The 23923-nt window shown below is 62.9% G+C and carries 26 protein-coding genes; 10 read left to right on the top strand and 16 right to left on the bottom strand.

Annotated elements, in window-relative coordinates; genetic code table 11:
- Positions 1-6 precede the first annotated feature (6 nt).
- A complete protein-coding gene (locus QCE58_RS07970; RefSeq protein WP_175980104.1) occupies positions 7-813 on the top strand; it encodes an SDR family oxidoreductase in 807 nt (268 codons plus the stop codon).
- A gap of 39 nt (positions 814-852) precedes the next feature.
- Here the strand turns inward: QCE58_RS07970 and QCE58_RS07965 are convergent, their stop codons facing one another.
- The 8 genes from QCE58_RS07965 to QCE58_RS07930 all read right to left on the bottom strand — a co-directional run bounded on the left by QCE58_RS07965 (position 853) and on the right by QCE58_RS07930 (position 6788).
- A complete protein-coding gene (locus QCE58_RS07965) occupies positions 853-1863 on the bottom strand; it encodes an inorganic phosphate transporter (RefSeq protein ID WP_008349834.1) in 1011 nt (336 codons plus the stop codon).
- Positions 1864-1958: 95 nt separating this feature from the next.
- Positions 1959-2585, bottom strand: a complete 627-nt coding sequence (locus QCE58_RS07960) for a DUF47 domain-containing protein (RefSeq protein WP_008349836.1) — start codon at positions 2583-2585, stop codon at positions 1959-1961.
- Between the two features lie 138 nt (positions 2586-2723).
- Positions 2724-4112, bottom strand: coding sequence for a replicative DNA helicase (locus QCE58_RS07955; RefSeq protein ID WP_008349838.1), 1389 nt, complete (start codon positions 4110-4112; stop codon positions 2724-2726).
- Between the two features lie 123 nt (positions 4113-4235).
- The gene (gene rplI / locus QCE58_RS07950; protein WP_008349840.1) at positions 4236-4691 is read right to left on the bottom strand and encodes a 50S ribosomal protein L9; all 456 of its coding nucleotides are present in this window, start codon (positions 4689-4691) and stop codon (positions 4236-4238) included.
- Between the two features lie 29 nt (positions 4692-4720).
- The gene (gene rpsR / locus QCE58_RS07945) at positions 4721-4996 is read right to left on the bottom strand and encodes a 30S ribosomal protein S18 (RefSeq protein WP_007000150.1); all 276 of its coding nucleotides are present in this window, start codon (positions 4994-4996) and stop codon (positions 4721-4723) included.
- 2 nt (positions 4997-4998) lie between these two features.
- A complete protein-coding gene (priB, locus tag QCE58_RS07940) occupies positions 4999-5298 on the bottom strand; it encodes a primosomal replication protein N (protein WP_175980102.1) in 300 nt (99 codons plus the stop codon).
- 33 nt (positions 5299-5331) lie between these two features.
- Complete coding sequence (gene rpsF, locus QCE58_RS07935) at positions 5332-5703, bottom strand: 30S ribosomal protein S6 (protein WP_008349848.1); 372 nt, start codon at positions 5701-5703, stop codon at positions 5332-5334.
- Positions 5704-5834: 131 nt separating this feature from the next.
- Complete coding sequence (locus QCE58_RS07930; protein ID WP_008349850.1) at positions 5835-6788, bottom strand: LysR family transcriptional regulator; 954 nt, start codon at positions 6786-6788, stop codon at positions 5835-5837.
- A gap of 168 nt (positions 6789-6956) precedes the next feature.
- Here QCE58_RS07930 and gcl point away from each other — a divergent pair, with 168 nt between their 5' ends.
- From gcl to lysM, 4 genes are all read left to right on the top strand, one after another.
- The gene (gene gcl / locus QCE58_RS07925; RefSeq protein ID WP_175980101.1) at positions 6957-8732 is read left to right on the top strand and encodes a glyoxylate carboligase; all 1776 of its coding nucleotides are present in this window, start codon (positions 6957-6959) and stop codon (positions 8730-8732) included.
- 70 nt (positions 8733-8802) lie between these two features.
- Positions 8803-9603, top strand: coding sequence for a hydroxypyruvate isomerase (gene hyi / locus QCE58_RS07920; protein WP_034473676.1), 801 nt, complete (start codon positions 8803-8805; stop codon positions 9601-9603).
- A gap of 27 nt (positions 9604-9630) precedes the next feature.
- Positions 9631-10539, top strand: a complete 909-nt coding sequence (locus tag QCE58_RS07915; protein WP_250521087.1) for a 2-hydroxy-3-oxopropionate reductase — start codon at positions 9631-9633, stop codon at positions 10537-10539.
- 302 nt (positions 10540-10841) lie between these two features.
- Positions 10842-11336 (top strand): peptidoglycan-binding protein LysM, encoded by a 495-nt coding sequence (lysM, locus tag QCE58_RS07910; RefSeq protein ID WP_244808052.1) that lies wholly within the window; start codon positions 10842-10844, stop codon positions 11334-11336.
- A 771-nt stretch (positions 11337-12107) separates the two neighbouring features.
- On the opposite strand, the gene QCE58_RS07905 is transcribed toward lysM, so the two are convergent.
- The 6 genes from QCE58_RS07905 to QCE58_RS07880 form a co-directional block, all read right to left on the bottom strand.
- Positions 12108-13109 carry an asparaginase gene (locus tag QCE58_RS07905; RefSeq protein WP_309779723.1) on the bottom strand — a complete coding sequence of 334 codons (1002 nt, stop codon included), beginning with the start codon at positions 13107-13109 and terminating at the stop codon, positions 12108-12110.
- Between the two features lie 21 nt (positions 13110-13130).
- Positions 13131-14057 (bottom strand): CysB family HTH-type transcriptional regulator, encoded by a 927-nt coding sequence (locus QCE58_RS07900; RefSeq protein ID WP_008349894.1) that lies wholly within the window; start codon positions 14055-14057, stop codon positions 13131-13133.
- Between the two features lie 25 nt (positions 14058-14082).
- Positions 14083-15141: a sulfate/molybdate ABC transporter ATP-binding protein gene (locus tag QCE58_RS07895; RefSeq protein WP_008349896.1), complete on the bottom strand. Its 1059-nt coding sequence runs from the start codon at positions 15139-15141 to the stop codon at positions 14083-14085.
- A gap of 15 nt (positions 15142-15156) precedes the next feature.
- Positions 15157-16053: a sulfate ABC transporter permease subunit CysW gene (gene cysW / locus QCE58_RS07890; RefSeq protein WP_250459681.1), complete on the bottom strand. Its 897-nt coding sequence runs from the start codon at positions 16051-16053 to the stop codon at positions 15157-15159.
- Complete coding sequence (cysT, locus tag QCE58_RS07885) at positions 16050-16934, bottom strand: sulfate ABC transporter permease subunit CysT (protein WP_250480492.1); 885 nt, start codon at positions 16932-16934, stop codon at positions 16050-16052. Before cysT ends, cysW begins: the two co-directional genes overlap by 4 nt.
- Before the next feature lie 90 nt (positions 16935-17024).
- A complete protein-coding gene (locus QCE58_RS07880; protein WP_280519315.1) occupies positions 17025-18047 on the bottom strand; it encodes a sulfate ABC transporter substrate-binding protein in 1023 nt (340 codons plus the stop codon).
- A gap of 258 nt (positions 18048-18305) precedes the next feature.
- Here QCE58_RS07880 and lexA point away from each other — a divergent pair, with 258 nt between their 5' ends.
- From lexA to QCE58_RS07865, 3 genes are all read left to right on the top strand, one after another.
- Positions 18306-18983 (top strand): transcriptional repressor LexA, encoded by a 678-nt coding sequence (gene lexA, locus QCE58_RS07875; RefSeq protein WP_008349903.1) that lies wholly within the window; start codon positions 18306-18308, stop codon positions 18981-18983.
- Positions 18984-19180: 197 nt separating this feature from the next.
- A complete protein-coding gene (locus tag QCE58_RS07870) occupies positions 19181-19507 on the top strand; it encodes a hypothetical protein (RefSeq protein WP_008349906.1) in 327 nt (108 codons plus the stop codon).
- A 99-nt stretch (positions 19508-19606) separates the two neighbouring features.
- Positions 19607-20206, top strand: coding sequence for a DUF2939 domain-containing protein (locus QCE58_RS07865; protein ID WP_008349909.1), 600 nt, complete (start codon positions 19607-19609; stop codon positions 20204-20206).
- A gap of 35 nt (positions 20207-20241) precedes the next feature.
- Here the strand turns inward: QCE58_RS07865 and QCE58_RS07860 are convergent, their stop codons facing one another.
- On the bottom strand, positions 20242-20751 hold the full coding sequence (locus tag QCE58_RS07860) for a universal stress protein (protein WP_033535751.1): 510 nt from the start codon (positions 20749-20751) through the stop codon (positions 20242-20244).
- 340 nt (positions 20752-21091) lie between these two features.
- Between QCE58_RS07860 and nodI the strand changes: the two genes are divergently transcribed.
- Together nodI and QCE58_RS07850 are read left to right on the top strand one after the other, a co-directional pair.
- Positions 21092-22027: a nodulation factor ABC transporter ATP-binding protein NodI gene (gene nodI, locus QCE58_RS07855; protein ID WP_250480500.1), complete on the top strand. Its 936-nt coding sequence runs from the start codon at positions 21092-21094 to the stop codon at positions 22025-22027.
- 4 nt (positions 22028-22031) lie between these two features.
- Entirely contained in the window at positions 22032-22877 is an 846-nt protein-coding gene (locus QCE58_RS07850; protein WP_175980093.1) for an ABC transporter permease, read from the top strand.
- 61 nt (positions 22878-22938) lie between these two features.
- Here QCE58_RS07850 and gnd read toward each other — a convergent pair whose 3' ends face one another.
- Positions 22939-23919 (bottom strand): phosphogluconate dehydrogenase (NAD(+)-dependent, decarboxylating), encoded by a 981-nt coding sequence (gene gnd, locus QCE58_RS07845; RefSeq protein ID WP_250521086.1) that lies wholly within the window; start codon positions 23917-23919, stop codon positions 22939-22941.
- Positions 23920-23923 lie beyond the last annotated feature (4 nt).

The following is a 23923-nucleotide window of genomic DNA, read 5'->3' as shown; positions in this document are numbered from 1 at the left end:
AACACCATGGACCTGGGACTCGCGGGCAAGGTTGTCCTGATTACGGGCGGCAGCAAGGGGATCGGATTTGCATGCGCCAGAGCGTTCGCGAGCGAAGGCGCGAAGGTCGCGATTGTTTCGCGCGACGCTGCGAATCTGGCCCGCGCCCGGGAGCAACTCGCGAGCGACGGGTATCACGTGCATCTCGCGCGCGCCGACCTGCACGAGGCACACAGCGCCGAGGATGTCGTCGAGGAAGCGAGCACGGCGCTCGGGCCGATCGACATTCTTATCAACAGCGCCGGCGCCGCGCGCCGCTACGATCCGGACACGCTCGACGCCGCGGCCTACAGAGCGGCGATGGACGCCAAATACTTCTCCTATGTCTATCCGCAGCAGGTCGTTCTCAAGCGCATGGCGGAGCGCCTGCGTAACGATCCGAAAGCCGAGCCTGGCGCGATCGTCAACATCGTGGGAATGGGCGGCAAGATCGCGACGGACATCCACATCGCAGGCGGCGCGGCCAATGCGGCGCTGATGCTCAACACCGTCGGGCTCGCGCATCACTACGCGAAGCTCGGCATCCGCATCAACGCGATCAATCCAGGCGCGACGCTCACGGAACGCGTCGAGGAAGCGCTCGATCTGGAGGCGAAGCGGCAAGGCGTGACGCGCGATCAGGTGCTCGCCGACAGTCAGGCGAAAGTGCCGCTCGGACGCTATGCGAAGCCGGAGGAAATCGCCGACGTTGCGCTCTTTCTGGCGAGCCGCCGCGCGAGTTACGTGTCGGGCGCAATCATTCCGATGGACGGAGTGTCCTCGCCGATCATCTGACGCGCTGCGGGCCCGATGAGAGCCCGCAGGCGGAACGAATCAAAGGAAGCGGTGGCCGATCCACCAGCCGGCCGCCGCGAGCGCGGCGGACGCGGGAATGGTCAGAATCCACGCCCACACGATATTGCCCGCGACGCCCCAACGCACCGCGCTGAATTTCTGCGTCGCCCCGACGCCGACGATCGCGCCGGTGATCGTATGGGTCGTCGAAACGGGAATGCCGAGGAACGACGCGACGAAGAGCGTGATCGCCCCGCCCGTCTCCGCGCAGAATCCGCCGACCGGCTTCAGCTTCGTGATCTTCTGACCCATGGTCCGCACGATGCGCCAGCCGCCGAAGAGCGTGCCGAGACCCATCGACAGGTAGCACAGGCCGATTACCCAGACGGGCGGCGCTTCGGCTGTTGCGGAGGCGTAGCCGGTCGCGATCAGCAACATCCAGATGATGCCGATGGTTTTTTGCGCATCGTTGCCACCATGGCCGAGCGAATACAGGCCAGCCGAGACGAGCTGCATGCGGCGGAAGCGCCGGTCGACCTTCGAAGGCGGCGTGCGGAAATACAGCCACGACACGAGCAGCATGAAGAACGAGCCGAGCACGAAGCCGAGCAGCGGCGAGATGAAGATGAATGCGACGGTCTTGAGCAGCCCGTCCCAGTTGAGCGACCCCCAGCCGGATTTGGCGAGCGCCGCGCCGACGAGGCCGCCGATCAGTGCGTGCGACGAACTCGATGGAATGCCGTAGATCCAGGTGACGATGTTCCAGCCTATCGCGCCGACGAGCGCGCCGAAAATGACGTAATGATCGACGATCTCGGGATCGATCGTGCCCTTTCCGACGGTTGCGGCGACCTTGAGGTGAAAGATGAAATACGCGATGACGTTGAACGCCGCGGCGAAGGCGACCGCCTGCTGCGGCTTCAATACGCCGGTCGAAACGACCGTGGCGATGGAGTTGGCGGCGTCGTGAAAGCCGTTCATGAAGTCGAACGCGAGTGCGACTATGACGAGCAAGGCGACTGCCCAGATGGCGAGTTGAATCGAATGCATCGGTTGGTGTTGTTTTTACCGGCGCTCGAAGACGGCGCGGGATTGTGTCGTCGTTGCCCGCGTTGCGTGATGCGCCGCGGGCTCGGGCGGCATGATCAGGCGTTTTCCAGCACGATGCCTTCGATGATGTTCGCGACGTCTTCGCACTTGTCGGTAATCGTCTCGAGCAGTTCGTAGATCGCCTTCAGTTTGATGAGCGTCTTGACGTCGTCTTCCTCGCGGAAGAGCTTCGACATCGCCGAGCGCAACACGCGGTCCGCGTCCGACTCGAGCCGGTCGATTTCCTCGCAGATCTTCAGGATTTCGCTCGCGCGCTTCATGTCCGCCAGCAATTCGACGGCCTGCTGCACGCGCGTGACCGTGCTCGTGCAGATATGCGCGAGCTGGCTCGCCTCCGACGTCACGAAACGCACGTCGTACAGGGAAATAGCGGTGGCCACGTCCTCCATCAGGTCGAGGATGTCGTCCATCGTCGTGATGAGCTTGTGGATTTCGTCGCGGTCGAGCGGCGTGATGAACGTCTTGTGCAACAGGTCGATGGTTTCGTGCGTGAGCTTGTCGGCGCGCTTCTCGTTCGCCTGCACGTTCTGCTTGTGAACCTCGGCTTCGTCGAGGTTGTCGATCAGCAGTTCGAGCTCGCGGCTCGCGTCGACCATGCACTTCGCATGCGCGTTGAAAATCTCGAAAAATTTGCCCTCGGTGGGCATGAAACGACCGAACATGAAAATCCCGATAAATGGGTCAATCTGAGTCAGACATCAAACTGACATATTGTACCTGTGTGCACTACCCGACGCACCGCGCGCATCTGACGCGCGGCCGCTATTGCCCCGGACTTGACAGCGGTTGCGGTAACTGGCCTATTCGCCGCCGTAGAAGTTTTGTGCGCCCGCGAAGTTGTCGAACTTCGTGTATTGGCCGTGGAAGGTCAGGCGAACCGGCCCGATCGGACCGTTACGCTGCTTGCCGATGATGATTTCCGCCGTGCCCTTGTCGGGGCTGTCGGGATTGTAGACTTCGTCGCGATAGATGAAGAGGATCACGTCCGCGTCCTGTTCGATAGCGCCCGATTCGCGCAGGTCCGACATGATCGGCCGCTTGTTCGGACGCTGCTCGAGACCGCGATTCAGCTGCGACAGCGCGATGACCGGCACGTCGAGTTCCTTCGCGAGGCTCTTCAGCGAACGCGATATCTCGGAGATTTCGGTCGCGCGGTTTTCGCCGCCGCCCGAGCCGGACATGAGCTGCAAGTAATCGACGATGATGAGGCCGAGCTTGCCGCACTGCCGCGACAAACGCCGCGCGCGCGAGCGCAGTTCCATCGGATTCAGGCCGCCGGTTTCGTCGATGAAAAGTTGCGCCTCGCTCATTTTCTGGACGGCGTGCGTGAGCTTCGGCCAGTCTTCGTCGGTGAGACGCCCGGTGCGCATGCGATGCTGGTCCAGCCGGCCGACCGAGCCGAGCATACGCATGGTGAGCTGCGTGCCCGGCATTTCCATCGAGAACACGGCGACGGGCAAGCCGTATTCCACGGCCACGTATTCGCCGATATTCATCGAAAAGGCCGTCTTACCCATCGACGGGCGGCCCGCCACGATGATCAGCTCGCCGCCGTGCATGCCCGACGTCATGCGGTCGAGGTCGACGAAGCCTGTCGGCGTGCCGGTCACATCGCTTGGATTGGCTGTGTGATAGAGCGTGTCGATGCGCTCGACGACTTGCGTCAAGAGCGGTCCGATCTCCAGAAAACCCTGCGTGCCGCGCGCGCCCTCTTCGGCGATCGAGAACACGCGCGCTTCGGCTTCGTCGAGAATCTGGCGGACTTCCTTGCCTTGCGGATTGAACGCATCGGCGGAGATTTCATCGGCGACGGAAACCAGACGGCGCAGCACCGCACGATCGCGCACGATCTCCGCGTAACGGCGGATATTCGCCGCGCTCGGCGTGTTCTGCGCGAGCGCGTTCAGATACGCGAGCCCGCCCACTTCCTCGGCCTTGCCGGCCATCGTGAGCGCTTCGTAGACGGTGATGACGTCCGCCGGACGCGTCGAAGCAATCAGCTTGCCGATATGCTCATAAATGATGCGATGGTCGTAGCGATAGAAATCGCCCTGATGCATCACATCGGCGATGCGGTCCCATGCGGCGTTGTCCAGCAGCAGGCCGCCGATCACGGATTGCTCGGCTTCGATCGAGTGCGGCGGGACCTTCAGCGCGTCGAGTTGCGGGTCTTTGGACGGTGCGTTCATGGGGTGGAATTATCGATGAATTCAGCGCGTAGGAACAACGCTCAGACAAATAAAAAAGGCAGGAACCTCGACGGTTCCTGCCTTTCTTTCCTGCGTTGCGAGACGCGAGGCCTCGCCTGAAACTTACGCGTGCTCGCCGAGCACCGACACGTTGACGTCGACGAGGACGTCCGTGTGCAGCGCCACTTGAACCGGATGGTCGCCGACCATCTTGATCGGGCCTTGCGGCAGACGCACTTGCGCCTTTTCCACTTCCGCGAAGCCTTGCTTCTTCAGCGCGTCAGCGATGTCCGCATTCGTGACCGAACCGAACAGACGGCCGTCGACGCCAGCCTTCTGGCCGATCTGAACCGTGAAGCCGTTCAGCTTTTCGCCCTGAGCTTGTGCGGCTGCCAGCTTTTCAGCGGCGACCTTTTCGAGGTCCGCGCGGCGAACTTCGAATTCGGCGATTGCGTCCTTGGTCGCGCGGCGTGCCTTCTTGCCGGGGATCAGGAAGTTACGTGCGTAGCCGTCCTTGACCTTGACGATATCGCCGAGGTTGCCCAGGTTGACGACCTTTTCCAAAAGAATGATTTGCATTTTTGGCTTTCCTTAGTGCGTCGTCTGATTTAGGCCTTGTGCAGGTCGGTGTACGGCAGGAGCGCGAGGAAACGCGCGCGCTTGATTGCCGTGTCGAGCTGGCGCTGATAGTGCGCCTTCGTGCCAGTCAGACGAGCCGGCGTGATCTTGCCGTTTTCGCCGATGAAGTCCTTCAGCGTTTCCGTGTCCTTGTAGTCGATGTACTCGACACCGGCTGCCGTGAAACGGCAGAACTTCTTGCGCTTGAAGAGCGGGTTTTGTTGCTGACGACGCTTGTCGAATTTCTTACCAGTCGGGCGGGGCATGATTAGTCCTTTCCAATGTCCTGCAATTCTGTGATGTGAAACACCAAGGTTCGCGCGTTACGGCTTCTCTTCGCCAGAAAGCCCGTGAAGCGTGTTTCGACGCCCATCGGACAGCTTTCCAGTTTGCCGCTCGCTTCGCCGGCCGCGACCGCCTGCAGAGTCAGTTCGACTTTCCGGGCGATGCCCGCCTCGACGACTTCTGCCGCGTGTTGCAACGTGCAGCTTGCGATCGGGATGCCGGCGGGCGTGTACCGCACCGGTTCGCGTTCCACGACGCTCGCTGTCAGTTGCAGCCGGTTCACTTAAACCTTGGTGGCTGTGGCGAAAGATTCGCCTTAAGCCTGCGCTTCGGACGGCTGGCTGGCCGCCTTCTTGGCTTCTTCGCGCTGCACTTCCTTCATCATCGGCGACGGGCTGGTTTCAGCCTTCTTCATCTTGACGATAAGGTGACGCAGAACGGCGTCGTTGAACTTGAATGCGTGCTCCAGCTCTTCGAGCGTAGCCTGATCGCATTCGATGTTCATGCAGACGTAGTGAGCCTTCGCGAGTTTCTCGATCATGTAGGCCAGTTGGCGACGGCCCCAGTCCTCGATGCGGTGGATCTGACCACCGTGCGACGTGATCGTGCTCTTGTAGCGCTCGATCATCGCGGGCACCTGCTCGCTTTGATCGGGGTGCACGATAAAGACGATTTCGTAATGACGCATATTCACTCCTTGTGCTGACTTTTGGATGAAAGCCACCCGGGCGTCGGACCGGTGCGGCAAGTGAGAAGCCAAAGATTATAGCTTTTCGTGCGCGCTCGCGCAAATGCAAATTCGAACGCCTTTTCAAGCAGTTAGCGGCCGCGCGCGTGCTCGCGCTGCGGTTCGCCGGGAAGCGTCAGCCGACGGCTCCAATATCCGGGTTGCGCGTAGATTTCCTTAAGATAATCAATAAAGTAGCGCACGCGCGCAGGCACGTAGCGCTGCTGCGGATAGACCGCGAGGATGTCGTAATCGGGAAGTTCGAAGTCGTCGAGCACGGTTTCGAGTTCGCCCGATTCCAGTTGCCGCTGGATTTCCCACGTCGAGCGCCAGCCGAGCCCGAGCCCTTCCGAAGCCCAGCGATGCAGCAATTCGCCGTCGTTGCAGTCGAGATTGCCGGTCACGCGCACGGTCACGACCTTGCCATTGCGGCGGAAATACCAGCCGCGGTTCTGCCCGCCCTGCAGATTGAACGCGAGGCAATTGTGATTCGGCAGGTCTTCGAGCGTTTTCGGCCGGCCGTGCTTCTTGAAGTACGCGGGCGTGCCGCAGACGACGCGCCGGTTGCTCGCGAGCTTGACCGCGACGAAATTCGGATCGACCGCGCCGCCGATGCGAATCGACAGGTCATAGCCCTCGCGCACCAGATCGACGACGCGATCGGTCAGATTGAACGACATCTGCAATTCCGGTTTGTCGCGCAGAAACGGCGGCGCGTGCGGCGCGACGTGCATGCGCCCGAAGGCCGCCGGCGCCGACACGATCAGATGCCCGCCCACCGCGCGCCGTCCCGCCGCCAGTTCGTTCTCAGCCTGATCCCAGTCCGCGAGCAGGTTCTTGCAGCGGTCGAGGAACGCCGCGCCCTCTTCGCTCACGACGAGCCGTCGCGTCGAGCGATACATCAGCTTCACGCCGAGGCGCTTTTCGAGCGCGTCGATGCGCCGTCCCAGAATCACGGGCGACACGCCCTCTTCCAGCGCCGCCGCCGCGAGACTGCCCGCCTCGGCCACGCGCACGAACGTTTCTATCTGCTTGAAGCGGTCCATCTGCGTCTCCCGCCGATGCCTCATCACTCGGGCATTCGATACTTTTTGTTTGGAAAAAAGCGACTGACGCTGATCTTATCAAACCTTTTTCACAGACTTAAAGTGCAACGGAACCCTGCTTGAATGCAGACAGCGATTTCGGATAGAGACCCCAGGAAGGAGACAACCATGCCCAAAATGAGAGCCGTCGACGCAGCCGTCCTCGTGCTGGAAAAGGAAGGAATCGATACCGCGTTCGGTGTGCCGGGCGCGGCCATCAACCCGTTTTACTCCGCGATGAAAAAGTCGGGCGGCATCAGCCACGTGCTGGCGCGTCACGTCGAAGGCGCATCGCACATGGCCGAAGGTTATACCCGCGCGGCGCCGGGCAACATCGGCGTGTGCATCGGCACGTCGGGCCCGGCGGGCACGGACATGATCACCGGCCTCTACTCCGCCCAGGCCGATTCGATTCCGATTCTCGCGATCACCGGCCAGGCGCCGCGCGCGCGTTTGTACAAGGAAGATTTCCAGGCCGTCGATATCGAATCGATCGCCAAGCCCGTCACGAAGTGGGCTGTCACCGTGCGCGAGCCGGCGCTCGTGCCGCGCGTGTTCCAGCAGGCTTTCCATCTGATGCGCTCGGGCCGTCCGGGTCCGGTGCTCGTCGATTTGCCGATCGACGTGCAGCTCGCCGAAATCGAATTCGACATCGACACGTACGAGCCGCTGCCGGTCTACAAGCCGAAAGCGACGCGCGCGCAGATCGAAAAAGCGCTGACGATGCTCAACGACGCCGAAAAGCCGTTGATCGTCTCGGGCGGCGGCGTGCTGAACGCGGCGGCGGAAGATCTGCTCGTGCAGTTCGCGGAAACGCTCGGCGTGCCGGTCATTCCGACGCTCATGTCGTGGGGCGCGATTCCCGACGATCATCCGCTGATGGCCGGCATGGTCGGCTTGCAGACGTCGCACCGCTACGGCAACGCGACGATGCTCGCCTCCGATTTCGTGCTCGGCATCGGCAATCGCTGGGCGAACCGCCACACGGGCAGCGTCGAGGTTTACACCAAGGGCCGTAAGTTCGTGCACGTGGATATCGAGCCGACGCAGATCGGCCGCGTGTTCGGACCGGATCTCGGCATCGTCTCGGATGCGAAGGCGGCGCTCGAACTGTTCGTCGAAGTGGCGAAGGAATGGAAGGCCGCGGGCAAGCTGAAGGACCGCGGCGCGTGGGTCGCGGACTGCCAGCAGCGCAAGCGCACGATGCAGCGCAAGACGCACTTCGACAATGTGCCGATGAAGCCGCAGCGCGTCTACGAAGAGATGAACCTCGCGTTCGACCGCGACACCTGCTTCGTCACGACGATCGGTCTGTCGCAGATCGCCGGCGCGCAGTTCCTGCACGTGTTCAAGGCGCGCAACTGGATCAACTGCGGCCAGGCCGGCCCGCTCGGCTGGACGATCCCGGCCGCGCTCGGCGTGCGTGCCGCGGACCCGCAACGCAAGATCGTCGCGCTCTCGGGCGACTACGATTTCCAGTTCATGATCGAAGAGCTCGCCGTCGGCGCGCAATTCAAGCTGCCGTACGTGCACGTCGTCGTGAACAACTCGTATCTCGGCCTGATCCGTCAGGCGCAGCGCGGCTTCGACATGGACTACTGCGTGCAGCTCGCGTTCGACAACATCAACGCACCTGAGCTCGAAGGCTATGGGGTCGATCACGTCGCGGTCGCCGAGGGTCTCGGCTGCAAGGCGCTGCGCGTGTTCAAGCCGGAAGACATCGCGGGCGCGCTGAAGCAGGCGCAAGCGTTGGCGGTGGAGCATCAGGTGCCGGTCGTCGTCGAGATGATTCTCGAACGCGTGACCAACATCGCGATGGGCACCGAGATCGACGCGATCAACGAGTTCGAAGAGCTCGCCGAAACGAAGGCAGATGCACCGACCGCCGTTACGCCGCTCGACTAAAGCATCGCCGCCGCGCGTTCATGCAGGAACGCGCGGCGTGCATCCACTGACCGACCATCAGGAAAGAACAATGCCGAAATTTGCCGCGAATTTGACCATGCTGTTCAACGAAGTCCCGTTTCTCGACCGCTTCGCCGCGGCCGCGAACGCGGGTTTCAAGGCGGTCGAGTTCCTGTTCCCCTATGCCTTCTCGATCAGCGACATCCAGACGCGCCTGAAGGACAACGACCTGCAGATCGTGCTGCACAACCTGCCTGCCGGCAACTGGGAAGCGGGCGAGCGCGGCATCGCGTGTCTGCCGGATCGTGTCGCGGAATTCCGCGACGGCGTGCCGCGCGCGATCGAATACGCGAAGGCGCTGAACGTGCCGCAACTGAACTGTCTCGTCGGGATTCCGACGGCGGGTGTATCGGCGGATCAGGCGCGCGCGACCATCGTCGAAAACTTGCGCTTCGCAGCGGAAGCGCTGAAGAAGGAAGGCATCCGCTTGCTCGTCGAGCCGTGCAACGCGTACGACATTCCCGGCTTCGCGCTGAATCGCTCGAAGGAAGGACTGGACGTGATCCAGGCCGTCGGCTCGGACAATCTGTTCTTGCAGTACGACATTTATCACATGCAGCGGATGGAAGGCGAACTCGCCGCGACGATCAGGAAGAACCTGCCGAAGATCGCGCATATCCAGCTCGCCGATAACCCCGGCCGCAACGAACCCGGCACGGGCGAGATCAACTACCCGTTCCTGTTCGGGCTGCTCGACGAGATCGGCTATCAAGGCTGGATCGGCTGCGAGTACAAGCCGCTCAACGGCACGGAAGCGGGCCTCGGCTGGCTGCAGAACATCGGCGGCGTGAAGCAGCACGCGACCGCTTAAACCAGACACATAGGAGGAGCTAGAAGTATGGCAACGATCGGTTTCATCGGCCTCGGCATCATGGGCGCGCACATGGCGCGCAATCTCATCAAGGGCGGCCACACGCTGGTCGTGAACGGCAAGTTTCCGGTGCCGGACGATATCCGCGCGCAGACGCAGGTCGTCGCGGACTCGACCGAAGTCGCACAGGCGAGCGAAATCGTCATCACGATGGTGCCCGACACGCCCGATGTCGCCGCCGTGCTGTTCGCCGATGACGGCGTCGCGAAGGGTCTCACGAAGGGCAAGCTCGTGATCGACATGAGCTCGATCGCCCCGCTCGAAACGCAGGAGTTCGCGAAGAAGATCAACGCGCTCGGCTGCGACTATCTCGACGCGCCGGTGTCCGGCGGCGAAGTCGGCGCACGCGAAGCGACGCTCACGATCATGGTCGGCGGCCCGGAGAAGTCGTTCAATGTCGCGAAGCCGCTGTTCGAACTGATGGGCAAGAACATTTCGCTCATTGGCGACAACGGCGCGGGTCAGACTTGCAAGGTCGCGAATCAGATCATCGTCGCGCTGAACATCGAGGCGGTCGGCGAGGCGCTGCTCTTCGCGGCACGCTCGGGCGCCGACCCGGAGCGCGTGCGTAAAGCGCTGATGGGCGGCTTCGCGTCGTCGCGCATTCTCGAAGTGCACGGCGAGCGCATGACGAAGCGCACGTTCAATCCGGGCTTCCGTATCGAACTGCATCAGAAGGACCTAAACCTTGCGCTCGACGGCGCGCGCAAGATGGGCCTCGCCCTGCCCCACACCGCGAGTGCGCAGCAGCTTTTCAGCGTATGCGCGGCGAACGGCGGCAAGGCGTGGGATCACTCGGCGCTCGTGCGTGCGCTCGAAATCATGTCGAACTTCCAGGTGGCCGACGAGCCGCAGCAGGCGAAAGCCGCTGCGTGATTCGCGTCACCTGAACCGTGGGGCGTCCCGCGTATGGGCACGCGGGACAAATGCCGCTCTGGGCTGAGGGCGGCAAAGTGGGGTCCGAGAAGCGGCACCCGGCGGTGCGCCGGGTAAGCCTTGGTCGGTCAGACGGTTTGTCGTCGGGTGTCCGCGTCGGATTGTTGCAAACTGCGTCCTAACGCCGATGCATAGGCGGTGCTACAAATCCTTTTGTTGAAACTCAGAACTATCCTGTGGTCATCGCGACTAATCTGCCTAGACTTCGCGGGCCGTAACCACCGTCAACCAAGGAGTGAACAATGGGAATCCTCAGCTTTATCAAGGAAGCAGGCGAGAAACTCTTCGGCGCAGCCACGCCGAGCGCGCAGGCGGCGCCCGCTGCGGCACCCGTGGATGTCGCCGCGCTAAATCAGAAGGCAGGCGAAGCCATCGCGACGTACATTCGTTCGCAGGGTCTCAATGCGGACAATCTCGATGTGAAATACGACGGCGCTTCGCATACGGTGACCGTTTCGGGTCAGGCGCCGGATCAGGCCACGAAGGAAAAGATTCTCGTCGCCGCGGGCAATGTGCAGCATGTCGATAAGGTCGACGATAAGCTGACCGTGCCGAGTAGCGAGCCTGAATCGCAGTATTACACCGTCGTGTCGGGGGACAATCTCTGGAAGATCGCCGAGAAGTATTACGGCAATGGGTCCAAGAACGATGTGATCTTCGAAGCGAATAAGCCGATGTTGAAGAGTCCGGATAAGATCTATCCGGGGCAAGTGTTGCGGATTCCTGCTGTTAACTGATTGTCTCTGCTCTACTCGAGAACGCGGACTTCGGTTCGCGTTTTTGCTTTCTGCTGAGGTGGATCTTGGTTTGCCTGCGCTTCTCGGCAATCCTGTGATCGTGTCGGTCTATTAGCGTTGCCCCTGTGCGGGGCGGCACTCACTTTCTTTGCTGCTGCAAAGAAAGTAAGCAAAGAAAGCAGCTCCTGATACGCCCGCGGTCACACGCAATTTGGGTAGTCCTCTCGTCCATCGTGGGCTGCCTAAAGAGTGCCCTCAAACACCTAATCGGGCTTGGCTCGCGCACGGTCTGCCACATCGCACCGCACACCAAACTGGTTCAGCACCAAATAGCTCCAGCCCGCTTCGCGGCCGACCGGTCAATCGGGAATGCGCGTGCTTCTCTACTAACGTCTCCATCTCACTGCAATCGCCGCCCTTTGGTTTCCCTTGCATACCCGGCGGCAGCGCGTAGCGCTGTGCCGAAGCTGTTTCGTGCTGAACCAGTGTCCTCAGCGTTTTCGGGCGGCGGACCGTGCGCGATCCAAGCTCGGTTGGGCCTATGAGGGCACTCTTTAGGCGAGTGCCACCGTGGACGAGAGGACTACCCAAATTGCGCGTGACCGCGGGCCTGAAAAGCTGCTTTCTTTGCCTACTTTCTTTGCAGCAGCAAAGAAAGTAGGTGCCGCCCCGCACAGGGGCAACGCTAATAGACCGACACGAATACAGGATTCCACGACCGACCGCCCGACCAACCGGCGGCCCGCCCGCCCAACACCCCAAACACCCACCTCAATAAACATCAAAAACGCGCTGCACGTCCTGCACATTCGAAGCCACTGCAAGCATAAGCAGCACCCGCGCCTTATAAGGATTCAGCGTCCCCGCGCTGACCGTCCCGAGCGCATCATCGTTAGCGGCGCCGTTGCGCATCACATGTCCCGAACCCACGCGCGAAGCGCGCACCACGGCAACGCCCTGCTTCACCGCATCAGCGAGCGCCTGCGTGAGCACCGCATGCATCGAGCCGTTGCCCGTGCCCGCGACGACGATACCCCTCACGCCCGCAGCAACAAGCGCATCGACCGTCACACGAGACACATCCGCGTAGCTCGCGACGATCTCGACCATCGGCCATCGATCGGCGACAGCGAACTCGCTCGCGACGGTATGCGCCCGCACGACCGTGCGCTGAAACTCGACGCGTCCGTCCTGCACGAACCCGAGCACACCGGTCTCAGGCGAGCGAAACGCATCGACGGCATAAGTGCTCGTCTTGGTGACATCGCGCGCGCTGTGAATCTGATTGTTGAAAGCGACGAGCACGCCCTTGCCCGCGGCATCCTTCGACGCCGCGACCGTCACCGCATTGAGCAAATTCAACGGGCCATCGGCGGAAAGCGCGGTCGATGGGCGCATCGCCGCCGTCAGCACGACGGGCTTCGCGCTCTTCACCGTGAGATGCAGCAGATACGCGGTTTCTTCGAGCGTATCGGTGCCGTGCGTGACGACGACGCCATCGATATCGTCCTGCGCAAGCAGCTCATCGATACGCCGCGCGAGTTGCGTCCACAGCGCGGCGCTCATGTCCTTGCTGTCGATGCTCGCGATCTGTTCCGCGTGGATTCGCGCAACCGAGCCGAGCGCGGGCACGGCGTCGAGCAGCTTGTCGACGCCGACGACGCCCGCCTTGTAGCCCGCGGTCTTGGAGGAATCGCCGGCCTGACCGGCAATCGTGCCGCCCGTGGCAAGCACGGCGACACGAGGAAGCGAGGAAGTATTCATGCCGGCGATTGTAAAACAGCCGGCACGACTCTAAGCGGCTTCGCGAAGCTGCGCGGCGATCTGCGCTTCATCGAGTTGCGGCGCGAACATTTCGATCAGCCGATACGCATACGCGCGCAAGAACGCGCCCTTTCGCAAGCCGACACGCGTCGTGCTCGCCTCGAACAGATGCTGCGTATCGAGCGCGACGAGCTCGGTGTCGCGCTTCGCGTCATACGCCATCGCCGCGACGATGCCGATGCCCATGCCCAGTTCGACATACGTCTTGATGACGTCGGCATCGATCGCGGTCAGCACGATATCGGGCATCGCGCCCGCGCTCGCGAACGCCTGATCGACGTGCGAACGCCCGGTGAAATCGTTGTCGTACGTGACGATCGGATATTCGGCGATCTGCTCGAGCGTGATGTTCTCGCGCCCGACGAGCGGATGATCCTTCGGCACAACGACCGTGTGATGCCACGAATAGCACGCAAACGTGACGATGTCCGGATAACGGTCGAGCGCTTCGGTCGAGATGCCGATATCCGCTTCGCCGTTGATGATCATCTGCGCGATCTGCTGCGGGCTGCCCTGACGCAGCGCGAGATGCACCTTCGGAAACACCTCGGTGAACTGGCGGATGACCTTCGGCAACGCGTAACGCGCCTGCGTGTGCGTCGTCGCGACGACGAGATGGCCGTTGTCCTGATCCGCGAACTGGCGCGCGACGCGCCGTAGATTCTCGGCATCGAGCAGCATGCGCTCGATCAGCTGATGCACTTCCTTGCCCGGCTCGGTCAGTCCCGTCAGACGCTTGCCGCGGCGGATGAAGATATCGACGCCGAGTTCGTCCTCGAGATCCTTGATCTGCTTCGACACGCCCGACTGCGACGTGTAAAGGACGTTGGCGACCTCCGTCAGATTCATGTTCTGACGCACGGCCTCGCGCACGAAGCGCAACTGCTGGAAGTTCATGTCAGCCTCTTTGATTTTTATGATGTCACTGCGCGGGAAACACTCGCAACGCGCGTGGAACGGCGGTCACGCCATCGCCGATATCGAGCCTGAGCGCGCGCCACGCCTCGCGATCCAGTTCTGCCTCGATCACGCCGCCCGCGTTGCCTTCGAGCTCGACGCGCACCGAGCCGCCCAGCGTCACGACGCGCCGCACGCCCACCACGATGCCGTCGCGATGCGTGCCGTCGGCGGGATACAGCGCGAGATCATGCGGACGCACGTACGCGAGCGCCCGCCCGCTGAAATGCGCCTGAGCCGCGATCGGGCTCGCGGCGCCATCGGCGATGAAGCCGTTCGCGTTCACTTCGCCCTGCAGCCGGTTCGCGGCGCCGAGAAACTCGTAGACGAAGGACGTCTGCGGATGATCGTACACGTCTTGCGGACTGCCCACCTGCTCCACGCGGCCATGATTCATCACGACGATGCGATCCGCCACTTCGAGCGCCTCTTCCTGGTCGTGCGTGACGAAAAGCGTCGAGATATGCAGATCGTCGTGCAGCCGGCGCAGCCAGCTGCGCAGTTCCTTGCGCACTTTGGCGTCGAGCGCGCCGAACGGCTCGTCGAGCAGCAGCACTTTCGGCTCGACGGCAAGCGCCCGCGCCAGCGCAATACGCTGCCGCTGTCCGCCTGACAGTTCCGACGGAAAACGCTCCGCGAGCCAGTCGAGTTGCACGAGCTTCAGCAGCTCATGCACTTTCTCGCGAATTTTCGCTTCGCTCGGACGCTCGCGGCGCGGCTTCACGCGCAAGCCGAACGCGACGTTCTCGAACACGGTCATGTGCCGGAACAGCGCGTAATGCTGGAACACAAAGCCGACCTGACGCTCGCGCGCGCCGACCGCCGCGACGTCTTCGCCGTGCAGCACGACCTGTCCCGCATCGGCGAATTCGAGACCCGCGATCACGCGCAAGAGCGTGGTCTTGCCGCAGCCCGAAGGCCCGAGCAGCGCGACCAGTTCGCCCGCCGGAAAGTCGAGCGACACGTTGTCGAGCGCGGTGAAATCGCCGAAGCGTTTTTGCAGATTGCGAACGATGATGCTCATGATGTTTATCGCCTCTCAATTCTGTGCGGTGGCTTTTGCGGCGGTCAATGCTTGCGTCATGCGGCGCTCCGCGAGAAGTTTCAGCGCGAGCGTCACGAGCGCGAGCAGCGCCAGCAGCGACGCCACCGCGAACGCAGCCGAGAAGTTGTATTCGTTGTAGAGAATTTCGACGTGCAGCGGCATCGTGTCCGTCTGCCCGCGGATGTGCCCGGACACCACCGACACCGCGCCGAACTCGCCCATCGCGCGCGCGTTGCAGAGAATCACGCCGTAGAGCAGGCCCCACTTCACGTTGGGCAGCGTCACGCGCCGGAAGATCTGCCATCCCGAGGCGCCGAGCACGTGCGCCGCTTCCTCTTCGTCGTTGCCTTGCGCCTGCATCAGCGGAATCAGTTCGCGCGCGACGAACGGAAACGTGACGAAGATCGTCGCGAGCACGATGCCGGGCACCGCGAAGATGATCTGCACGTCGTGCGCGGCGAGCCACGGGCCGAACCATCCTTGCGCGCCGAACATCAGCACGTAGACGAGACCCGAGATGACCGGCGACACCGAGAACGGCAAGTCGATGAGCGTCGTCAGGAGCGCCTTGCCGCGAAACTCGAACTTCGCGATCGCCCACGACGCCGCCAGTCCGAAGACGACATTCAGCGGCACGGCGATCGCGGCGGTGATCAGCGTGAGCTTGATCGCGGACCACGCGTCGGGATCCTTCAGCGACTCGAAGTAATAGTCGATGCCCTTGGCGAACGCCTGCACGAACACCGCGACGAGCGGCACGACGAGAAAGAACGCGAGAAACGCGAGTGCGATACCGGTCAGGAGCCATCGCACGGCGCGCGGCTCGGTGACGGGATTGAGGCCGTGCGCGTCGCGCTGTGTCGTCGTCTGCAATGGAAGCACCTTGCTCATGCCGTTTCTCCCGCTGCCAGGGAGACGTTGACCGGCGCCGCGCCCGTCTTGCTCGTGCGGCGCTGCAGCCACCATTGCAGCGTGTTGATCAACAGAAGCATCAGGAACGACACGCACAGCATCACGACGGCGAGCGCGGTCGCGCCGGCATAGTCGTACTGTTCGAGCTTCGTGATGATGAGCAGCGACGTGATCTCCGACTTCATCGGCACGTTGCCCGCGATGAAAATCACCGAGCCGTATTCGCCCAACGCGCGCGCGAACGCGAGTGCGAAGCCCGTCAGCAGCGCCGGAAAGAGCGACGGCAGCACGACGCGCCGGAACGTGAGCCAGCGCGTCGCGCCGAGGCACGCGGCGGCTTCTTCCTGCTCGCGCTCGAAGTCTTCGAGCACGGGCTGCACGGTACGCACGACGAACGGCAGGCCGATGAACGTCAGCGCGACGAGCACGCCGAGCGGCGTGAACGCGACCTTGATGCCGAGCGGCGCGAGATATTGCCCGATCCAGCCATTGCCCGCGTAGACCGCGGCGAGCGAAATGCCGGCGACCGACGTCGGTAGCGCGAACGGCAGATCGACCATCGCATCGACGATGCGCTTGAACGGGAACGTGTAGCGCACGAGCACCCACGCGACGAGAAAACCGAACACCGCGTTGATGAGCGCGCCGCCGAGCGCCGCGGCGAACGTCAGCCGATACGATGCGAGCACGCGCGGCGACGTCACCGCGCGCACGAACTGCGCCCAGTCGAGCGTCGCCGTCTTAGCGAAGGTGGCGGCAAGCGGAATCAGCACCACGAGGCTCAGATAAGCCACCGTGATGCCGAGTGTCAGGCCGAAACCGGGTAGCGCGCTCGGTTTCCTGAATGTGAGAGTCGTCATCCTTGAATCATCCTTTTTGCGCGCGGGGTGGGCGCGCGTTGCTGCTTCGGGCGCGCGGCGTCTTGAACGCGCCGCGTCGCCGGTTGACGCTTATTGCGGCTGATAGATCGAATCGAACACGCCGCCATCCGCGAAATGCGTCTTCTGCGCCTTGGTCCAGCCGCCGAAGGTGTCGTCGATGGTATAGAGCTTCAGCTTCGGAAACTGCTTCGTCAGATCGGCGGGCACCTTGTCCGAACGCGGCCGATAGAAATTGCGCGCGGCGATCTGCTGCCCTTCGTCGCTATACAGATACTTGAGATACGCTTCGGCGAGCTTGCGCGTGCCGTGTTTGTCGACGACCTTGTCGACCACCGCGACCGGCGGCTCCGCCAGAATGCTCACCGACGGCACGACGATCTCGAACTTGTCCGGACCGAATTCCTTCAGGGACAGGAACGCCTCGTTTTCCCACGCGATGAGCACGTCGCCCTGACCGCGCTGCACGAAGCTCGTCGTCGCGCCGCGCGCGCCGGAATCCAGCACGCCGGCGTTCTTGTAGAGCTTCGTCACGAACTCCTTGGCGGTCTGCTCGTTGCCGCCCGGCTTGTGCTGCGCGTACGCCCACGCCGCGAGGTAGTTCCAGCGCGCGCCGCCGGATGTCTTCGGATTCGGCGTGACGATCGACACGCCCGGCTTCGTCAGATCGTCCCAGTCCTTGATGTGCTTCGGATTGCCCTTGCGCACGAGAAACACGATCGTCGACGTGTACGGCGATGCGTTGTCCGGCAGGCGCTTCTGCCAGTCCGCGCCGACGAGTCCCTTGCCCGCGAGCGCGTCGATGTCATAAGCGAGCGCGAGCGTAACGACGTCCGCCTGCAGTCCGTCGATGACCGCGCGCGCCTGGCCGCCCGACCCGCCATGCGACTGCTTGAAGGTTACGGTCTCGCCCGTCTCCGCCTTCCACTTTTTCGCGAAAGCCTGATTGAAGTCCTGATACAGCTCGCGGGTCGGGTCGTAGGAAACGTTCAGAAACGACGTATCCGCCTGCGCCGGCGCCGTCATGATCAAACCCGCCGCGCCGAGCGTCGCCGCAGCAAGAAGCCGTCGCAATCCCGTGTTGATGCTTTGCATTCCCCGTTCTCCGTCTTATCGAATTGACGGAATCAGTCTAACGAGGCCTCTATATGATTGAAAATAATCGTTATTCACTTTTTTATACGTAAAACTGCTAAGAACGATATTCCTGGATGGAAGAAGCGCCGGCGGGCGCGATCCGACGGTGCGGAGGCTTCGTGGCCGCGAACTTAAAGTAAAGCTTGAAAAGCGCCAAATACTGTATAAAAATACAGTCACCTGTCCATTCATACAGTGCATCAGGGGCTCGAGCCAGTGACCAAAACATCAAAACTTACCGCGCGGCAGCAGCAGGTGTTCGAACTCATCCAGCGCGCGATCGACCGCACGGGCTTTCCGCCCACGCGCGCCGAGATCGCGGCGGAGCTCGGCTTCAGTTCGGCCAATTCCGCCGAGGAGCACCTCAGGGCGCTGGCCCGCAAGGGCGTCATCGAGCTGGCGGCGGGTTCGTCGCGCGGCATCCGGCTGCTCGGCGATGCATCTCGCATCGATCGGTCCGAGGAGCTGCCGCATCAGTTCACGCTGCCGCATCAGAGCATCATGCAATTGTCTCTGCCGCTCGTCGGCCGGGTCGCGGCGGGGAGTCCTATCCTCGCGCAAGAGCACATCTCGCAGCACTATGCGTGCGACCCCGCGCTCTTCTCCAGCAAGCCGGACTATCTGTTGAAGGTGCGCGGCCTCTCGATGCGCGACGCAGGCATTCTCGACGGCGATCTTCTCGCCGTGCAAAAGCGCAACGAAGCGAAAGACGGACAGATCGTCGTCGCGCGTCTTGGCGACGACGTCACGGTCAAGCGCTGGAAACGGCGCGCGGACGGCGTCGAACTCATCGCCGAAAACCCCGAGTATGAAAACATCTTCGTGCGCGCCGGCAGCGGCGATTTCGCGCTTGAAGGCATTGCCGTCGGGCTGATCCGCTCCGGCGAATTCTGATGTTGGCCCGCGAACGGGCAAGGCACGAAAGTCGAAGCACATTACTTTCGCACCGAGACACGAAATGTCTCATTGACATCGCAAGATAGCCTCACCAACCGCTTTCGACACCTGATTCAGGCGTCTCACAACACAACAAGCATGACGGCCACCGCGCGCGGTGCGCCGCGGTGCGTCCTATCGTCTGGAGAGTCATCATGGAACGTTTTGCCCGTCTGCTGCCCTTCCGTCAATTCGGCCGCCTGCGCCATCTGCGCACGCTGATCGCCTGCGGCATGCCGCGCGCCGAAGCCACGCCCGATCTCTTCAACGAAATGCCCGCGTTGCCGTCCCGTCAGCCGGCCTTCGCTCGCGTTTCCCTCAACAGCACGGTGCACGCCGAGGCCGAGCAGCGCGCGCCAGTGCGCGTGTATCGCGGGCAATCGCGCGTGATTCTGGTGGGCAAGATCGACGAGGTTTCGCGCATGATCGACCGCTGCATCGCCGAGGAAAATGCCGGGCTGGCCGGCGGAATCCTCGCCTGAATGGAACGCCATCGCACGCACGACGTGAATTCACGGGATTTAACCGGCGCCCGCGCGGTCAATCCGTAATTCACGTTTTGCAAGAGGCTTGGCCCAAGCATGTCCCGCACTACCCGTTCTATTGTCGTTACGCTCGTCGTCCTGGTTATCGTCGCGGCGCTCGGTTTCGTTTACGCATCGCCTTACATCGCACTCGATCGCGTGAAGCGCGCGGCCGATGCCCGCGATGCGCAAACCGTCAACGAATACGTCGATTTTCCGGCGCTGCGCGCGAGCCTCAAGGACCAGATCGCGGCGCTGCTCACGCGTCGCGTGGATATTCAAAAGAGCGGGAATCCGCTCGCGATCATCGGTGCGATGATCGGCGCGGCGCTCGTCGGTCCGCTGGTGGATTCGTATGCCACACCGGACGGCGTCGCGGCGATTCTGAACGGCATCCCGCCGCGCGGCGATCCGGGCGAGCGTCCGCCGCAAGCTGGCGACGGCGCACCAGCGAATGCGGGGAATGCGCCCGCGTCCGGCGTCACGGCCGCACGGCAGCCGCCGAAAGAACCACCGCAGACGACGGCGGGTTATCGAAGCCTGAACACGTTCGTCGTCACGTATCAACACGGCGCCGGCGATGCGCGATACTCCGCGATCTTCCACCGCAACGGGCTCGTGTCGTGGAAGCTCGTCGCGGTCGATCTCAACGGTTGACGCGTCAAGCGTCGCGGTTCACGCTTCGCACCGCATCACGCCCCGGCTTCGGCCTTGACGGGCTTCGCCGCGTACGCCGCTTCGTCTTCCGCTTCGGCCGATTCACCGGCCTGACAGACGGCAACCAGGATGCTGCACTTCACGCGATCCAGCAGCGGCGTGTTGCCCGCGCCCATCCACCAGCGCGCGAGGCCGCTGCGGCAGCGATGCCCGACGACGACGAGATCGACCTGAAGGCTGTCGGCGAGCGCCGCGATTTCGTCGATCGGATGGCCGAACGCGAAATGTCCCTGTGCCTGAAGGCCACGCTCGCGCAGCCATTCGACGCCCTCTTGCAGGATGTCGCGCGCGGCCTCTTCGAAGCGTCCGCAGGCCATGTCGGTTAGCAGTCCGGCGCTCTGCGCGATGCTCGAGCGCATATCCACCACCGCGAGCACATGCGTCTCCGCATTCAGGTCGAGCGCGAGATTGGCGCCCTGACGCAGTGCCTTGCGGCCTTCTCTGGAGCCGTCGTAGCACAGCAGGATTTTTCGGTAGCTCTCCATCTTGACCTCCCTGGCCAACGTGCCGTTGAGCGCGGCTTGCCCGCGGCGTTGATTCATCATCGTGCGTCGTCCCATGGGAGACAACGCTGGAAAACGCTTACCGGCGCGAACACGCTAGCTGGCACCGTGCCAGAACCACAAAAACGTCGACGGACAAGCCTCTGGCACTTTCGGCCGGAACCGGTTCGACGCGCCCCGCACGGGTTTGACACGCCCGCGCAGCATGCGGTTGCACGCCAAGCGCCGCCTTGGTGCAATGGATTACACTAGCCCGCTGGATTTCCCTCATCCGGCTTTCCCTGCGCACAGATGCATGACTGATCAAACTTTGCAACAAAGCATGTCACGCGACGCCGATGGAAACCGCGCACCCGCCATCGAATTCAGCGAAGTAAGGAAGCACTACGGCGAGCGCACGGTCGTCGACGGCCTGTCGTTCGATGTGCGGCCCGGCGAATGCTTCGGACTGCTCGGACCGAACGGCGCGGGCAAGACGACGACGCTCAAGATGCTGCTCGGCATCACTTCGCCCGATAGCGGCGCGATCCGTCTCGTCGGCGAGCCGGTGCCCGCGCGCGCCCGATTCGCCCGCGAGCGTGTGGGCGTCGTACCGCAGTTCGACAATCTCGATCCCGATTTCACTGTCCGCGAAAATCTGACGGTGTTCGGCCGCTACTTCGGCCTGACGGGCGCGCGCATGGATGCGCTCGTACCGTCGCTCCTGGAGTTCGCGCGGCTGGAGAGCAAGGCCGATGCGCGCGTCGGCGAGTTGTCGGGCGGCATGAAGCGGCGTCTCACGCTCGCGCGCGCGCTCGTCAACGATCCCGATGTGCTCGTGATGGACGAACCGACCACCGGGCTCGATCCGCAAGCGCGGCATCTGATCTGGGAGCGTCTGCGCTCGCTGCTTGCGCGCGGCAAGACCATTCTGCTGACGACGCATTTCATGGAAGAAGCCGAGCGTCTCTGCGATCGCCTGTGCGTGATCGAGGAGGGCCGCAAGATCGCCGAAGGACGGCCGCGCGAGCTGATCGAATCGGTGATCGGCTCGGACGTGATCGAAATCTACGGACCCGATCCGCAAGCGCTCGCCGCCGAGCTTGCGCCGCTCGTCGCGCGCATGGAAGTGAGCGGCGAGACGCTCTTTTGCTACGTCGACGATCCGCAGCCCGTGCATGCGCGCGTGAAGGGCCGCGCGGACGTGCGCTATCTGCATCGTCCGGCGAATCTCGAAGATGTTTTCCTGCGTCTCACCGGACGTGAGATGGTGGACTGAGCCAATGGATACGCTCGAACGATCCCGCATCGACAAACAGCGCGAGCCGAAGCGCGCACAAAACCTCACGCCGCTTTCCAGCGCGTTGCCCGCGAACGCCACGCACTGGATGTCCGTGTGGCGGCGCAACTATCTCGTCTGGAAGAAACTCGCGATCGCCTCGATGATCGGCAATCTCGCCGATCCGATGATCTACCTCTTCGGCCTCGGCCTCGGTCTGGGCCTGATGGTCGGGCACGTCGACGGCGTGTCGTATATCGCGTTCCTCGCGGCGGGCACGGCGGCGTCGAGCGTGATGATGTCCGCGAGCTTCGAATCGATGTACTCCGGCTTCTCGCGCATGCACGTTCAGCGCACCTGGGAAGCGATCATGCACACGCCGCTCACGCTCGGCGATATCGTGCTTGGCGAGATCGTCTGGGCCGCGAGCAAGTCGGTGCTGTCGGGCGTGGCGATCATGATCGTCGCGGGCGCGCTCGGCTATGCGAGCTTTCCGTCGATGCTGATCGCGTTGCCGGTCATCGTGCTGACAGGACTCGCGTTCGCCAGCACGGCGATGGTCGTCACCGCGCTCGCGCCGAGCTACGACTTCTTCATGTTCTATCAGACGCTCGCGCTCACGCCGATGCTCCTGCTCTCCGGCGTCTTCTTTCCCATCGCGCAACTGCCCGCGATCGCGCAACACGTCACGCAGGTCTTGCCGCTGTATCACGCGGTGGAGCTGATCCGTCCGGCGATGCTCGGCCGCCCGTTCGACGGCTTCGCGCTGCATGCGCTCGTGCTCTGCGCGTATGCGGTCGTGCCGTTCTTCCTGTGCGCGTGGCTTTTCAGGCGGCGCATGATGAAATGAAAAACGGCGATGGACTTCGAAAGCCGATCGCCGTTTTGACATCGCCGAAAAGGAAAGCGCGCTACTTCACCGGAAACTCGTGATGCCCGCCGAAGCCGAAGCGCATCGCGGACAACATGCGTTCCGGGAACGATTCGGCATCGCGCGAACGGAACCGCGTGTACAGCGCCGCCGACAGCACTTGCGCCGGCACCGCTTCCTCGATTGCCGCTTCGATCGTCCATCGTCCTTCGCCGCTGTCCGCGACTTCGGTGGAATAGCGATCGAGCGAGCCGTCGCCCGCGAGCGCGCCCGCGGTCAGATCGAGCAGCCACGACGACACCACGCTGCCGCGACGCCACACTTCCGCGATATCGGCGAGATCGAGCGAGTAACGCTCGTTCTCCGGCAGTTCCGTCGAGTCCTTGCGCTCGAGCACGTGAAAGCCTTCGGCATAGGCCTGCATCAGTCCGTATTCGATGCCGTTGTGCACCATCTTGACGAAATGCCCCGACCCGACCGGCCCGCAGTGCATGTAGCCGTTCTCGACGCGCGCATCGCGTCCTTCGCGGCCCGGCGTCGCGGGAATGTCGCCGCGTCCCGGCGCGAGCGTCGCGAGAATCGGATCGATGCGGCGCACGACCGGCTCGTCGCCGCCGATCATCATGCAGTAGCCGCGCGTCAGGCCCCACACGCCGCCCGACGTGCCGACATCGACGTAATGGATGCCCTGCTCGCGCAACTGCGCGGCGCGGCGGATATCGTCCTTGTAGAAGCTGTTGCCGCCGTCGATGATCACGTCGTCCGCGCCGAGGATCTTGTGCAGATCGTTGAGCGTGTCTTCGGTGATTTTCCCCGCCGGCAGCATCAGCCAGACGACGCGCGGCGCGGTCAGTTTCGCGACGAGATCGCCGAGATCCTTCGCGCCCGTCGCGCCTTCGCTCGCGAGCGTTTCGGTGGCCTCCGGATTGTGGTCGTACACGACGCACGTATGTCCGCCGCGCATGAGCCGCCGCCCGATGTTGCCGCCCATGCGCCCCAGTCCCACGATGCCGATCTGCATGATG

The organism is Caballeronia sp. LZ028 (assembly GCF_031451415.1).
In the GTDB taxonomy this organism is placed as follows: Bacteria; Pseudomonadota; Gammaproteobacteria; order Burkholderiales; family Burkholderiaceae; genus Caballeronia; species Caballeronia zhejiangensis.
The sequence above is the reverse complement of the archived record's forward strand: the minus strand, read 5'-3'. Positions and strand labels throughout refer to the sequence as shown.

Excerpts from the sequence above, each read along its gene's own strand:
- QCE58_RS07930 (WP_008349850.1), bottom strand. The coding sequence starts at position 6,788 with ATGGACCGCTTCAAGCAGATAGAAACGTTCGTGCGCGTGGCCGAGGCG.
- rpsR (WP_007000150.1), bottom strand. The coding sequence starts at position 4,996 with ATGCCCCGCCCGACTGGTAAGAAATTCGACAAGCGTCGTCAGCAACAA.
- rplI (WP_008349840.1), bottom strand. The coding sequence starts at position 4,691 with ATGCAAATCATTCTTTTGGAAAAGGTCGTCAACCTGGGCAACCTCGGC.
- QCE58_RS07880 (WP_280519315.1), bottom strand. The coding sequence starts at position 18,047 with ATGCAAAGCATCAACACGGGATTGCGACGGCTTCTTGCTGCGGCGACG.
- cysT (WP_250480492.1), bottom strand. The coding sequence starts at position 16,934 with ATGACGACTCTCACATTCAGGAAACCGAGCGCGCTACCCGGTTTCGGC.
- QCE58_RS07955 (WP_008349838.1), bottom strand. The coding sequence starts at position 4,112 with ATGAACGCACCGTCCAAAGACCCGCAACTCGACGCGCTGAAGGTCCCG.
- QCE58_RS07900 (WP_008349894.1), bottom strand. The coding sequence starts at position 14,057 with ATGAACTTCCAGCAGTTGCGCTTCGTGCGCGAGGCCGTGCGTCAGAAC.
- rpsF (WP_008349848.1), bottom strand. The coding sequence starts at position 5,703 with ATGCGTCATTACGAAATCGTCTTTATCGTGCACCCCGATCAAAGCGAG.
- QCE58_RS07970 (WP_175980104.1), top strand. The coding sequence starts at position 7 with ATGGACCTGGGACTCGCGGGCAAGGTTGTCCTGATTACGGGCGGCAGC.
- QCE58_RS07870 (WP_008349906.1), top strand. The coding sequence starts at position 19,181 with ATGGAACGTTTTGCCCGTCTGCTGCCCTTCCGTCAATTCGGCCGCCTG.
- hyi (WP_034473676.1), top strand. The coding sequence starts at position 8,803 with ATGCCGAAATTTGCCGCGAATTTGACCATGCTGTTCAACGAAGTCCCG.
- QCE58_RS07850 (WP_175980093.1), top strand. The coding sequence starts at position 22,032 with ATGGATACGCTCGAACGATCCCGCATCGACAAACAGCGCGAGCCGAAG.
- QCE58_RS07865 (WP_008349909.1), top strand. The coding sequence starts at position 19,607 with ATGTCCCGCACTACCCGTTCTATTGTCGTTACGCTCGTCGTCCTGGTT.
- QCE58_RS07960 (WP_008349836.1), bottom strand. The coding sequence starts at position 2,585 with ATGTTCGGTCGTTTCATGCCCACCGAGGGCAAATTTTTCGAGATTTTC.
- nodI (WP_250480500.1), top strand. The coding sequence starts at position 21,092 with ATGTCACGCGACGCCGATGGAAACCGCGCACCCGCCATCGAATTCAGC.
- gnd (WP_250521086.1), bottom strand. The coding sequence starts at position 23,919 with ATGCAGATCGGCATCGTGGGACTGGGGCGCATGGGCGGCAACATCGGG.
- QCE58_RS07860 (WP_033535751.1), bottom strand. The coding sequence starts at position 20,751 with ATGGAGAGCTACCGAAAAATCCTGCTGTGCTACGACGGCTCCAGAGAA.
- lysM (WP_244808052.1), top strand. The coding sequence starts at position 10,842 with ATGGGAATCCTCAGCTTTATCAAGGAAGCAGGCGAGAAACTCTTCGGC.
- QCE58_RS07915 (WP_250521087.1), top strand. The coding sequence starts at position 9,631 with ATGGCAACGATCGGTTTCATCGGCCTCGGCATCATGGGCGCGCACATG.
- cysW (WP_250459681.1), bottom strand. The coding sequence starts at position 16,053 with ATGAGCAAGGTGCTTCCATTGCAGACGACGACACAGCGCGACGCGCAC.
- QCE58_RS07895 (WP_008349896.1), bottom strand. The coding sequence starts at position 15,141 with ATGAGCATCATCGTTCGCAATCTGCAAAAACGCTTCGGCGATTTCACC.
- QCE58_RS07965 (WP_008349834.1), bottom strand. The coding sequence starts at position 1,863 with ATGCATTCGATTCAACTCGCCATCTGGGCAGTCGCCTTGCTCGTCATA.
- gcl (WP_175980101.1), top strand. The coding sequence starts at position 6,957 with ATGCCCAAAATGAGAGCCGTCGACGCAGCCGTCCTCGTGCTGGAAAAG.